The following is a 12,050-nucleotide window of genomic DNA, read 5'->3' as shown; positions in this document are numbered from 1 at the left end:
GCAGCGCCATTCGACCTACCCACCTGGTGCCACCTCACCGGACACCATTACCTCGGGCCAGTCCACGACCAAACCAGGCCCGTGTACGTGCTTCGGATCGCTGCCGGCGCCCAATCCACCCGCCCCGGCGCCCCCTGGCACCCCACAACGGCAACGGCACATCACGTGCCTGAGTCAGCGAAATGGCGCAGATCGCAGCTCCACTGACCAGATTGTCGTGTCCGTGGCCGCGCCGATCGTCTTCCCTGTAGACCACACCAAACGGGAGACACCATGCAACCCACAGTGAAGGCCCTGGACATCACCGTCGCCGACCTGGGCGCCGCGATCAGCTTCTACCAGCGGCTCGGACTCGAGTTCGTCCCTGACCAGCACATGCCCGACGACCACGCCGGATGCGACCTGCCCAACGGTCTGCACCTGATGCTGGACACCGACGACCTGCGCACCAAGACCACCGCCGACTGGACGCCACCGGCCACCGGCCGGACGTTCCTCGCCTTCGAGCTCGCGAGCCCGGGCGACGTCGACGCGAAGTACGCCGAGCTGACCGCCGCCGGGGTCACCGGGTTGCAAGAACCCTTCGACGCACCCTGGGGCATGCGCTACGCCACCGTCGCCGACCCGTCCGGCAACGGCGTCGACCTGTACGCCGGCCTGCCCGCCGATCCGACACACTGAAACCAGGAGGTCACGTCCATGAAGTACGTGTTGATGTTCGTCGAGACCGAACAGTTCGCCAAGGACCTCGCGGCGATGAACGCCGACGAGCGCGAGCGGGCCTACCAGCGGGTCAACCAGTGGTTCATCGACCACTCCGACAAGATCCGCGGCGGCCGCAAACTCCAGGGACCGCACACGGCCACCACCCTGCGGCTCGACGGGCCCACACCGGTCACCACCGACGGACCGTTCATCGAAGGCAAGGAGGTGGTCAGCGGGTTCACCGAGCTCGAGGTCGCCGACCTCGACGAGGCCCTGCGCATCGCCAAGGAGTGGCCAGGCTGCCCGGTCGTCGAGCTCCGCCCTGTGGAGTCATGACCAGCACTACAGCCGCCGATGAGTTGGCCCGCGCGGTCCGGGACCACGCGGGCCGGCTCGCGGCCTCCCTGGTCACGCTGCTCGGCGACTTCTCCACCGCCGAGGACCTAGTCCAGGACGCCGTGGAGACCGCACTGCGCCGCTGGCCCGTCGAGGGCATTCCCGACCGGCCCGACGCCTGGCTGTTCACCGTCGCCCGACGGCGGGGACTCGACGTACTGCGCCGCCAGCAGAACTATCGCCGCAAACTCGCCGACCTGCAGTGGCCCGTGCAGCCGGCATCCGACGACCGGCTGCGCCTGATCTTCACCTGCTGCCACCCTGCCTTGGCCCGCGAAGCGCAGATCGCACTCACCCTCCGAGTGGTCTGCGGCCTCACCACCGCCCAAATCGCCGCCGCGTTCCTCGTCCCCGAAACCACCCTGGCCCAACGCATCACCCGCGCCAAACGCAAGATCACACAGGCCGGAATTCCCTACCGGATACCCCGCGACGACGAACTCCCCGAGCGCCTTGACGAGGTGCTCACCGTCATCTACCTGCTCTTCAACGAAGGTTACCTGTCGAGCAGCAGCGACCAGGCCCACTCACGCGACCTCGTGGACGACGCCGAATGGCTCACCGCGCTCCTAGCCGGTCTCCTGCCCGCCGAACCCGAAGTCACCGGACTCCTGGTCCTGATCCGGCTCCATCGCGCCCGCACCTCGGCCAGGTTCACCAACAGCGGGAAACTGGTCCTGCTCCAGGACCAGGACCGCAGTACCTGGGACCACGCCGCGATCACCGCCGCGACCACACTGCTCACCCGCAGCGCCCGCCGCCATCGCTCCCCCGGCCCGTACCAGTTGCAGGCCGCCATCGCCGCCTGCCACAGCGAGGCGTCCAGCTGGGACGAGACCGACTGGGAACAGATCCTCGTCCTGTACGACATGCTGCTCCACCTGCAACCCAACGCTGTCACCAGGCTGCACCGCGCGGTGGCCGTCCGGTACGTCCACGGCGCCGAAGCCGCCCTCAGCGAACTTCGCACGCTGCACCAAGAACTCGACAGCTACCCGCTGTACCACGCCACCAAGGCTGAACTGCTCCGAACCGTCGGCGACTCCGAAAGCGCAACCAGAGCCGATCGGCGGGCGCTCGAACTCACCACTAACCCCGCACAAGCCGAAGTGTTGAAGGAACGACTTGTCGGCGCCGAGCTGACTTGACGAGTTCAGTGAAGGTAGCCATCCCACTTGACGTCGTACCGGCTGCCGCCGGGCAGCGCGGACTCGCCCGGGATCGTCTCGATCATCTTCGCGAGCTCGACGTCGACCGGGCCGACCAGCTCGGCCGGCAGCCGGGTCGACGCCGCGCTGTCCTTCCCCCGTGAAGGCATCAGCAGCGGCCGGTGTCAGCTCATGTCGCCGTACGGCGACCGGTTCGGCGGCGACAGGCTGATCCCCTCCGCCTGAGCCTTGCCCCGGATCGCGTCCTCAGTGCGGCCGAGCTTCACGCTCATCACACCGACCGGGGTGTTTCCCTCAGCCAGCTCGCGCAGCTGCTGCACGTCGTCGTCGGTCCACTCCTGGCCGCTGTTGCGGGTCGACTTCGTCTCAGCCATCGTCTGCTCCTCGCACTCGGTGGGTAGTTGCCTACCGCACCAGTACCCAACTCGGCCGATCCGTCGCCGTGACGAGCTCGGCGTTGCTCATCAGCACCGGCTCAGCGCATCGTGGAAGGCGTGGACGTCGACCAGGCCGCGGTGGAGATGTACGGGCTGGCCCCCGGAGGACTTCACCGCTGCCCGCAACCTGGCCGCCAAGGAGGCCAAGGACGCCGGCGACACCCGGACCGCTGAGGCGATCAAGGCGCTGCGGAAGCCGACCCTGGCCGCGTGGCTGGCCAACCAGCTGGTCCGCGCCGATCCGGACGGCGTACACCAGCTGACCGAGCTCGGCGAGCAGCTTCGTCAGGCGCACCTGTCGGCTGACGGCCCGGCGCTGCGCCGGCTCACGCCGCAGCGGCACGAACTCGTCCGATCGCTGGTCACAACCGCCCGGGACAAGGCGCGAGCCGAAGGCCGGATGGTGACCGCCGCGGTGGCGGAGCGGCTCACCGAGACCCTCGACGCCGCCCTGGTCGACCCCGGGGCCGCGCAGCTGCTTCGGACCGGGCAGCTGACCAGCGCGCTGCGTCACGTCGGGTTCGGCGTCGTGGACGAGTCCGGCGAACCGGCCCAGCTCGTACCGGTCAGGCCCCGCGTCGTTCGCAGGAAGCGCCCGGCGCCGGCGCGGAAGACGGTCGCTCCCCCACGGCCGCGCCGGCCTGATCCGCTGCAGCAGCGCCAGGCCGAACTGGCCGCCCGTGCCGAGCAGGCCGTTGCCGAGTACGCCGAAGCTGAAGCCGAACGGGTCCAGGCCGAGTCCCTGCTCGACGCGAACCAGCATCACCTCGCCGACCTGGAGGCCACCGTCGAGCGCCTGACCGACGAACTCGAGCAGACCCGCGACCAACTGAGGGCCGTCCGGCGGGAAACCGTCCGGCTGCAGCGCAGCCTGGACCGCGCCGCCCGAACCGCAGCTACTGCACAACGGCGGCGCGACGGCGCCGCCGAGCAGCTGGCCCGCTTCGGGAGTTGACCAGTGGCTTCGGCGGTCGTCGGCTCGTCACCCAATGGGGGCGATAACGCTGGCATCGCTGGACGAAGCTTGTTGCCTGGTCGGGATGTGGAGTTCATCGGGTCGGCATCTCTGTCCCGCTGTTGATGAGTTGGACGCCGCGATGCACTGTCCTCGTACAGCCTGACCTTGAGTTCCACTCCCGGAGCCGGCGCAACGCGGCATCGAGTTCACGGTGAAAGGCGATGGGTTCCGACAAGGCCGATTCGGGCTGAAAGCAACCTTCCCAAAGGCTCCGTAGCGCGGACAGCTCCTCCACCAGCGCGCCATGCTGTGCCCAGCAGTTTGGGATCACCTTGTAGTCGAGCTGATAGCGCTGGGTGACCCATGCAATCCACTCGCTCAGTCGATCGAGCTCGAGACGCGAAGTTGGGTCATCTAGGCGACGCCAACACACCACCTCCGGCTCGTTGAGTTCGTCGAAGAACTCGACCTCACCTCTCACGATGCTGCCCGGCAGCGTCGGTGATGCTTTCGCGGATCTTGACTGCGTTGGGCCGGGCGGTCCAGGGGCGGAGGTTCATCATGATGGGCGGTGCTGTTCGAGCGAGCAGCACGCCGGTGCCGAACGGCAGTGTCCGCAGGACATCGGGTGGCAGGACAGGCATTCGGCGGGTGCTCGTCGACCAGGTGCGGCCGCCGTCGGGGCCGCGGCTCCAGTTGCGGAGCTCTTCGTCTCGGTCGCCGCAGACGGCAGAGAGGTCTTGAAGGTCTCGGGGTTGGGCTGAACCGCCGAGGATGAGGCGGAGGGTGGCTGCGTCCCACATGGCTGCGGCGGCTTGCTCGCCCCACCGCTCGCGGGCTTGGGCGAGGGATTGGATGACTACGAGGGTGGAGATGCCGGAGCCACCGCCGTCCGCCATCAGGGAAGGCAGGGACGGGACGGCGCAGAGGTTGGCGATCTCGTCGAGTACAAGGGACAGCGGAGGTTCCATGCGGCCTCCTTCTTGATGGGCGGCGATCTGACGGGCGGTCTCGGTGATGTCTTCGAGCAAGGCGGCGATGAAGGCCGAGGTGGCGCTCGCGCCGACACCGGTGCCGAGCAGGTAGATGGTGCCTTTGTTGGCGAGGAAGGTCTTCGGGTCGAGGCCGGTGCCGGGTGGCGGGTCGAAGGCCCGGCGTACGGCGGGGTCGGCCAGCGCCGATAAGGCGGAGCGGACGCCGGCCCAGATCGCGTCGCGGGTGCGGCCGTCCATGCGAACGATGCCGTCGAGGGTGTCGCCCCAGCCTTCGGCGGCGATGTTGGAGTGGTTGAGGATGGTGACGGCTTCGATGGCGGAGGCTGGTTCGAGGCCCCAGCGGTAGAGGCGGTCGATGCCGGTGTCGTCGATGGCCGCGGCGTGAAGGAGGCCGCGGAGGGCCATCTCGGTCTGGCCGTGCCAGAAGGCGCCATCGGTGACCCCGCCTTTGGTGAAACCGGCACCAGCGGCGAGACCGGACGCGCGAACGACGGCGGTGGTGGGGTTTTCGCATCCGCGGACTGGGGACCAGCGGATGCCTTCGGCCTTGCTGAGGCCTTGAGGGTCGAAGATAGCCACGGGACCCTCCGCTCTGCGGAGGCCGAGGGTGGCGACGAGGTTGTCGGGCCGGGTGGAGGTGGTGACGACCGCGCCGGGGGCATCGAGGATCGCGTTGATGACGCTGTAAAGCCCCTTGCCGGACCGAGGTGGGCCGACGTCGATCTCGGAGTCTTCGACTGAGGACCAGCACTCGCGGCCGCGAGAATAGCCACGCAAGATGCCAACGTCTTGTGGTTTAGGGTTCTTGAGCGCTGGTCGGGCTGAGCGCCCACGGCGTACGACCTGGCGGCGGCCGACAGCATGCTCGACATCGGCTCGGGTTGCCAAGCCAGGCCGGGCCATGAGCTTGCTCGTCCTGCCAGTGGTGCTTGCGCGTCGGTGTTGGCGCAGGCGCGCTCCTGCGGCACCGGCTGCGATCGGAGCCGCGGCCGCCAGCCCCACGATCGCCCAGTAGAGGACTGGCCCGAACGGTTCAGGCGTGAGATCGAATGCCCTGGCTGGGTGGGTGGGATTGAGCAGGACATCGAGACCGGAAAACCATGGAGCGTCGATCCACTCGCCGGTGGTTATGAGGGTGCAGAGCCCGCCGATGGTTCGGAGCATGAGGCTGGTTGCGACGATAGTCACGAGGCCAATGATGGCGAGGTCGGTGCCTGGGGGTTTGTTGGGCATGTGGATCTACATCCGTGCGTCGGTGTCGAAGAGTTCGGCTTCGCGGGCATGCCGTACGAGCTGAACGACGAAGGAGCGGTCCGGCAGACGCCACAGCGCTCGACCCTTCGGGAGCTTCGCGATCGTGGCGATCTCGACGTCGGTCAGGCCGAGCAGCGTGGCCGTGCGGGCGAGCTGGTCGGGTTCTTGGCGGAGCATGATGCGGGTGGAGCAGTCGGCGAGGAGCCCTTCGGCCAGGGCGCGGGCTTCGGAGCCGAGGTCGCCGACAGCGGCGAGGTCGGAGAGTCGGTGGATGATGAGGACGTTGGAGACGCCCCAGGCGCGGGACAGCTTCCACTGTTCCTGCATCCGGCGGAGCAGGGCGGGGTCGCGCATCACGCGCCAGCCTTCGTCGTAGACGATGAATCGCTGGCCGCCGGCCGGGTCGGCGACGGCTGCTTCCATCCAGGACGAGGCGCAGGCCAGCGCCAGACGCAGGGCGTGGTCGTTTCCGCCGGAGCCGATGCGGGAGGAGTCGAGGGTGACCATTGGCAGATTGGGGTCGAACTCGGTGGTCGACGGACCGTCGAACATGCCGGACAGGTCCCCGTGGACGAGACGTCGGATGGCGTGGGCGACTTCGCGGGCGTCGTCGAGCAGCAGGCTTGTCTGGAGGCCGGCTCGGCGAGCGCGATCGTCGTCGGGGTCGAACAGCGCGGAGACGACGTCGGGGATGGTCGGAGTCGAGCGGCTGGTTGTTACGGTCTCGAGGGCGAGGTCGAGCGAGGTGTGCTCGACGGCGGTCATGGGCCGGCCGAGGGTGGACTCGGCGAGGGTGCCGAGCAGGGCGCGGCGCCTGGACCAGACGATCTTGTTCCATTCGTCGGGCGGTACGGCGGCTGGTCGGGTGCCGGCGTCGAGTGGATTCAATCGGGTTGGCAGGCCGGGGCCGAGTTGAATGGCCGCTCCCCCGATGGCTTCGGCGACGGTGGTCCATTCGCCTTTGGGGTCGCAGGGGATGTAGGCGCGGTAGCCGAGGGCGATGGAGCGGGTGATGAATGCTTTGGCGGTCGTAGATTTGCCGCTGCCGATGATGCCGGCCAGGAGCAGGTTGGGGTTGGTGAGGATCTTGGACTGGTAGAGGACCCAGGGGTCGTAGACGAAGGAGCCGCCGCTGAAAACGTCGGATCCGATGTAGGTGCCGTCGGCACCTAGTCCTCCTTCGGCGAGGAAGGGGTAGGCGACCCGCAAGATCCTGGTGGTGGCTCGATGGGTGTCCACGAGCAGAGGAAGGGAATGCCGAGCGTCGTACGGCCTCCGCGCAGGCAGCGCCGCGGCCTCGAAGTTGCCTGGTTCGCGCTCCAAGCCGGGCCGGGAGCGCCCTCGAAGCGCGCCGACGGCCTTGCGGCTCTCGCGTCGGGCAGCGCGGTCCAACCCGGTGGGTTCATAGACGGCGATTTCGCGCTTGTCGTGGGTCATCGCAGTCCCGTCCCGAAGGGAAGTGTTGTGGCCAGGAAGCCGTCGAGCTGCTGGCCGACCAGGCGGCGGAGGTCGATCAACGCGCGTGCCGCGGCGATCTCCATCTCGGTGCAGGCTTCGTCGAGCTTTTCCTCGTCGTCGGCGGAGACTGCGAGCAGGCCGATCCAGCGGACGTCGCCGTGGCCGGCGGCCAGGTCCTTCTCGCGCTGAGCGACATCGGCGTCGAGTTGGCGGTCTTCTTCGGTCTCCAGCCGGCCGATCTTCTTGCGCGTCGCGCGCTCGGTGACGCGGTCGACCTGATGGCGGCGGGCGTCGCGCAGCGCCTTCGCGACCGGGATCGGCTGCAGGACCAGCGAGAAGGTGCGGCGTACTCCGGGTTTCAGCAGCAAGGGCCCGAGGAAGGCGGGCGTCGCCTTCACGCGTGGCCACTCGGTGACGATGTAGACGCGGTGCATCGACGAGTCCGTGCGGAGGTGGTCCCACGCAGCGTCGATCGCCAACGGACCGGCCCCGGACGGGGCGAGCGCTTCCAGGCTTGGGATGGTGCGCGTGGCTGCTGGGTCGAAGGCAACGCGCAGGCTCATCGCGAGCTCGGGCGCGTTGAGCCAGCACCCAGCTACCCCGGCTGCTCCGAGCGCCATCTGGAAGCCACGCGCTTCGGCTTCGAGAACGGTCATCGCGCCCGCAATCCCGCCGCCGTGCTTGCGCACTTCCTTCGACACCGCGTCGAGGTTGAGGGTGAACGCGAACAGCGTCTCGTGGCGCGCCGGCGCAGGAGCGGCGTGCCGGAGCAGGTCGCGGTAGATCGCCCCCGCTGGCTGCCGTGGGTCGAGGCCGCGCTGCTGGGCCCAGTTGGTCAGGCCATCGCCGGGATCTGGCAGCGTGCGTTCGAGGATCTGCGCCCGGACGATCCGATTGCTCTGACACAGGCCGGCGATCAGCTGCCCATACGCCGTCACCCGGCGATCCTGCTCGTCCGTGTTTTGCAGCAGGTGCGCCGGCCCCTCGATGCGTGCGACCGCGGTCAAGCGGCGACGTCGGGGATCGTGGACCGCTGCGACGACGGCGTCGGTGTCGAGGATCCGCAACACACCCTCGGCACCCGGCAGAAGCAACGAGCCGTGAACGCTCGGCCGAGCGACCGATGCCCGGTATGACTGCCGTTTGCGCGCGATACGCAGTACGTGCACGGCTCGAAGAAGAAGCCAGCGGTACGACGGCAGGTCCTCGATGCGAGCCAGCGTGATCACCCCGCAGCAAGTCGACGCAGCCAGACCAGTCAGGCGGGCAGCAGGGCTGGAGTCGCCGACGACCGACAGGACGAGTAGAAGGACTCCGAGCGCGAGGAGAGCGACTTGGATCGGTCGCAGGCCCAGCAGGACGGCGTTGCGTTCTGGCCTGGGGAAGCGGGTCGCCATCGTGGTCGTCATCCGCGGTCCTCTCCGGTGTCGGTATTCGAGTTGGTGTCGGGCACGCCGGGACTCGCCTCACCGGCTGGTGACCCGTCGACGGAGGCTTCGCTGGTTGCGACAGCGACGGCCGTGGCCCCCTCGCCTCCGCCGGAAGGTGGCGGTGCCGTCGAAGCTCCCGGTTGTCCATCGGTGGGTGCGGCGGCCGGGTTCGAGGTGTCCGGGCCGCCGGTCATGGGTGATGGGGTGTCGCCAGTGCTCGAGGCGTCTGCCTCTGCGCGGTCGATGATCGCCTCGTCTTCGTCGACGTAATCGGTGTCGTCACCCACGACCGGAGACTCGGTCTTGTCGAGCGATGTGCCGAAGTGTTCCGCGCCCCAGTGCTGAGCCTTCTCCACGCCTTCTCGGGCGGCAGCGGGCCCGACCGAGCCTTGCTGGATAGCGCGTGCTGCGCTGTGGCCCTGGTCCCCTGCCCAGTGAATGAAGGAGAACGTAGCCGCAGGCGCGAAGGCGGCCATCGCCACCAGCAGTACGCCGGCCAGGAAGGTGCTGAGGTTGGCTGGGTTGTTGCCCTGATCCGCCGCGCCGGTTGCTGACAGGCCGAGCGCGAAAATGACGGCCATCGCGATCTTCGAGAACAGCAGCGCACCGACGATCTCGATCCATCGGCGCAGCCAGTGCCGCGTCGACGACCAGGTCCAGCTCGCCAAAGCGATCGGGGCGAACACGACGAATGCGACAAGCGCGACCTCGCGGAGTAGCAGCACGAAGTACAGCGCGAACAAGGCGAGCAGCGCCAAAAGGACCGCCAGCAACAAGAACCCGCCCAGCGACGCCGCAGTCAGCAGGCTGCTGATATCGGTGAGCCGTTTCATGCCGTCCGCCGTGGCGCGGTTGCCCAGGATCGCCAGCGAGATCTCGTCGGCGACCGCTCCACACGAGCTGATGACCGCGACCGCGAGCGGCACCCCCGCCGTACCGATCACAGCCCCGAGCAGGGCACGACCGAGTCTGGCCGGCTCTCGATGGGTCACGGCAGAGATGCACTGGAGAACGAACAGTGCGACCAGGATCGGCAGCGAGACCGTGACGATGAGGTTCAGGTTGGTCTGCCACCAGTCCTGGTCGAACCGGGGCGTCGTTCCGCTGCTGAAGGTCTGGAACACCGTCGCAGCCAGGTCCCCCAGGCCGTTCGCGGTCCACTTCAGGAACGATTCCCAGACCGAGTTGGCTGCCGAGTTCCCGACGTCGGACACGACACAGCTCACGGGATTGAGGAGGCAATCGGACCAGCTCATCGCGCCTCCCTCAGTTGATACTGATGCCGCTGGCCCAGCGGATGATGGTGTTGGCCGAGCCGATCAGGATCGCCGCACCCGCGGCGACCAGGCAGCCGGTCTTGCCGCGGCCGGCGTAGTGGGCGTTGTTATTCAAGCTGCCCAGCGCCCAGGCAGCGGCCGAGATGACGAACCCGGCGACGCAGATGACGAGGCCGAAGGTGAGCAGCGCGCCGACCATGCTCTTCAGCGCGGACAGGCCGGGAAGTCCGTTGGAGTTCGGGCTCACGCCGGGGTCTTGGGTCGCAACGGTGATCAGGAGGTGGTCGCGCACGGGCGCGAGGAAGGTGGACATCATCTAGCCCTTCTCCGGCGATCGGTACGCCGGGACGGTGGTCATGCTGCTGGTCCCTGGTAGATCGGCGGCGCCCAGCCGAGATAGGTCGCGCCCCACTCCGCCTCGATCGCGTTGAGGCCGACGAGGTAGACGCCGCCCTCACCAGCGAATTGGTCGTGAATGTCGTTGGAGACGATGCGGCCGTCGCCGACGTAGGCGGCGACGTGGCCAGAGACGCCGTCGGTGCTCCAGAAGACAAGAGCACCGAGCGGTGGTTGACGGTCGAGGTGTGCGTTGCCTGACGCAACCATCTGCGCCCATTGCTCGGCCGCCGAGGCATAGCCGGCGCGAGGCCGTCCCCAGATGTTGGCCGCGAGCCGGGCACACAGCTGGTAGTAGCCACGCTGCCCGACCAAGCTCATCGCTCGAGTGATCGCCGCGTCCGCGCCCGGCAGTTCCCTGGTGTCACCGGCCGCGGGCGCCGGCCCGCAGATCGACTCTGGTGACGAGCCGACCAGGGCCTGAGCCCGGAGGTAGTTGGCTTTGTAGTTCCGGCCGTCGCTGAACGCCGAGCGCTGGACCTCTTGGGCGGCCAACCACGGGTCCATTTCCGTCCACCCGGGCAGGTTGAGCAAGGCGGTGTAGAACAGGACTGACGCTCCTTCGGGATCCATCCGTACTGCGAGCGGTCCCCAACCGTTGCGTTGCTGGAAGAGGCCTCGGGAGTCTGGTCCGGCGGCATCGCCATGGTTGACGTTGCGCAGCGACGACTCCGTCAAGGCGGTCATCACCGCGATGACCTTGCCCCTCTGGTCGACCTGCAACTGGTCACCAGTCGCGACTACGACTGCGAGGTTCGAGCGCTGCTCGGCGTCCAGGGCGACCTCGCCGGCGATCGGTGTCGCCACGCAACTGCTCGCCCCACCCCTAGCCGCCGCGATCGGCGGCACCAGCACGATCACGAACGCAAGACAGGCAGCTGCGGCGACGAACTTGAGGATCACGCCGGCCCCTCCGCGGACGCCGACCAGAATCGGCACTGCGGCGTACACACCACCGCCACCGTCACCGCCCGAGCAGCGATCCGCGGAGCGCCGTCGATCACGTTGGTTTGCCGGCCCCGAACGACGAAGCCATGCCAGCCACTCGGCGTCTGCGGAAGCCGCTCCAGGCGGGCCAGCTCCGGCGGCGTCTCGAGCGACACGTCGTCGACCGTGGCCTTGCCGTCGTGCAGATCGAGCTGCTCCCACTGCGCGAAGTCCGGCAGCATGCTGCCCGCCACCCGCGGGCCACCAGTGTCCATCGGGTCGGCGAACATCTTCACCGCGTCCTGCCAGTCGAAGTACCCATGCAGGGTGCTGTCGTAGGACCAGATCGCCGTGGCGTACGCCTCCGCGTAGACCCTCGGATCCGTCGTGGCCGGGCGATCCCAAGCCTTGAGCCGAGTCGACCCGCCGTCATCGCTCTGGGCAGCCGCCACCTGCGGAGCCCGGTCCTCGGATCCCTGCCATCGAGCGATGGTCACGCCCGCAAGCACAACGAGCGCCACGGCGGTCGCGGCCGCGATCACCGCCTTCGAGCGCAAGATTCCTGCCATGTCAGTTTCCACCTCCGGGTCGGCGTGCGAGCCGCCTCTGCAGCGACGCCTCGACCGGCGCCGGGATGATCCAGAGGGC

General features: G+C 68.3%; 13 protein-coding genes. 4 read left to right on the top strand and 9 right to left on the bottom strand.

Features of this window, described 5'->3' with window-relative positions:
* Positions 1–273 precede the first annotated feature (273 nt).
* From ACQPXM_RS06325 to ACQPXM_RS06315, 3 genes are read left to right on the top strand one after another with little or no spacing between them, the layout of a single operon-like run.
* On the top strand, positions 274–681 hold the full coding sequence (locus ACQPXM_RS06325; RefSeq protein WP_432945724.1) for a VOC family protein: 408 nt from the start codon (positions 274–276) through the stop codon (positions 679–681).
* A gap of 18 nt (positions 682–699) precedes the next feature.
* Positions 700–1,041: a YciI family protein gene (locus ACQPXM_RS06320; RefSeq protein WP_432945722.1), complete on the top strand. Its 342-nt coding sequence runs from the start codon at positions 700–702 to the stop codon at positions 1,039–1,041.
* A complete protein-coding gene (locus tag ACQPXM_RS06315) occupies positions 1,038–2,249 on the top strand; it encodes an RNA polymerase sigma factor (protein ID WP_432945720.1) in 1,212 nt (403 codons plus the stop codon). The genes ACQPXM_RS06320 and ACQPXM_RS06315 overlap by 4 nt, the downstream gene beginning before the upstream one ends.
* Positions 2,250–2,254: 5 nt before the next feature.
* Here ACQPXM_RS06315 and ACQPXM_RS06310 read toward each other — a convergent pair whose 3' ends face one another.
* Positions 2,255–2,419: a hypothetical protein gene (locus tag ACQPXM_RS06310; RefSeq protein ID WP_432945718.1), complete on the bottom strand. Its 165-nt coding sequence runs from the start codon at positions 2,417–2,419 to the stop codon at positions 2,255–2,257.
* A gap of 15 nt (positions 2,420–2,434) precedes the next feature.
* Positions 2,435–2,644 (bottom strand): hypothetical protein, encoded by a 210-nt coding sequence (locus ACQPXM_RS06305; protein ID WP_077013194.1) that lies wholly within the window; start codon positions 2,642–2,644, stop codon positions 2,435–2,437.
* A gap of 19 nt (positions 2,645–2,663) precedes the next feature.
* Between ACQPXM_RS06305 and ACQPXM_RS06300 the strand changes: the two genes are divergently transcribed.
* Positions 2,664–3,662: a hypothetical protein gene (locus tag ACQPXM_RS06300; protein ID WP_432945716.1), complete on the top strand. Its 999-nt coding sequence runs from the start codon at positions 2,664–2,666 to the stop codon at positions 3,660–3,662.
* Positions 3,663–4,135: 473 nt separating this feature from the next.
* Here the strand turns inward: ACQPXM_RS06300 and ACQPXM_RS06295 are convergent, their stop codons facing one another.
* The 7 genes from ACQPXM_RS06295 to ACQPXM_RS06265 form a co-directional block, all read right to left on the bottom strand.
* Positions 4,136–5,848 carry a type IV secretory system conjugative DNA transfer family protein gene (locus tag ACQPXM_RS06295; RefSeq protein ID WP_432945714.1) on the bottom strand — a complete coding sequence of 571 codons (1,713 nt, stop codon included), beginning with the start codon at positions 5,846–5,848 and terminating at the stop codon, positions 4,136–4,138.
* 51 nt (positions 5,849–5,899) lie between these two features.
* Positions 5,900–7,153 (bottom strand): ATP-binding protein, encoded by a 1,254-nt coding sequence (locus ACQPXM_RS06290; protein ID WP_432945712.1) that lies wholly within the window; start codon positions 7,151–7,153, stop codon positions 5,900–5,902.
* A gap of 194 nt (positions 7,154–7,347) precedes the next feature.
* Positions 7,348–8,781, bottom strand: coding sequence for an SCO6880 family protein (locus ACQPXM_RS06285; protein WP_432945710.1), 1,434 nt, complete (start codon positions 8,779–8,781; stop codon positions 7,348–7,350).
* Positions 8,778–9,926 (bottom strand): hypothetical protein, encoded by a 1,149-nt coding sequence (locus tag ACQPXM_RS06280; protein ID WP_432945708.1) that lies wholly within the window; start codon positions 9,924–9,926, stop codon positions 8,778–8,780. Before ACQPXM_RS06280 ends, ACQPXM_RS06285 begins: the two co-directional genes overlap by 4 nt.
* 142 nt (positions 9,927–10,068) lie before the next feature.
* Entirely contained in the window at positions 10,069–10,392 is a 324-nt protein-coding gene (locus ACQPXM_RS06275) for a DUF6112 family protein (protein ID WP_432945706.1), read from the bottom strand.
* Between the two features lie 41 nt (positions 10,393–10,433).
* Positions 10,434–11,426, bottom strand: a complete 993-nt coding sequence (locus tag ACQPXM_RS06270) for a hypothetical protein (RefSeq protein WP_432945704.1) — start codon at positions 11,424–11,426, stop codon at positions 10,434–10,436.
* Positions 11,375–11,971 (bottom strand): hypothetical protein, encoded by a 597-nt coding sequence (locus tag ACQPXM_RS06265; RefSeq protein ID WP_432945702.1) that lies wholly within the window; start codon positions 11,969–11,971, stop codon positions 11,375–11,377. Before ACQPXM_RS06265 ends, ACQPXM_RS06270 begins: the two co-directional genes overlap by 52 nt.
* Between the last annotated feature and the right edge of the window lie 79 nt (positions 11,972–12,050).

The sequence above is a fragment of the Kribbella sp. CA-253562 genome, assembly GCF_050942265.1.
Lineage (GTDB): Bacteria > Actinomycetota > Actinomycetes > Propionibacteriales > Kribbellaceae > Kribbella.
Note: the sequence above shows the minus strand (reverse complement) of the source record. Positions and strands in the feature narration are given on the sequence as shown.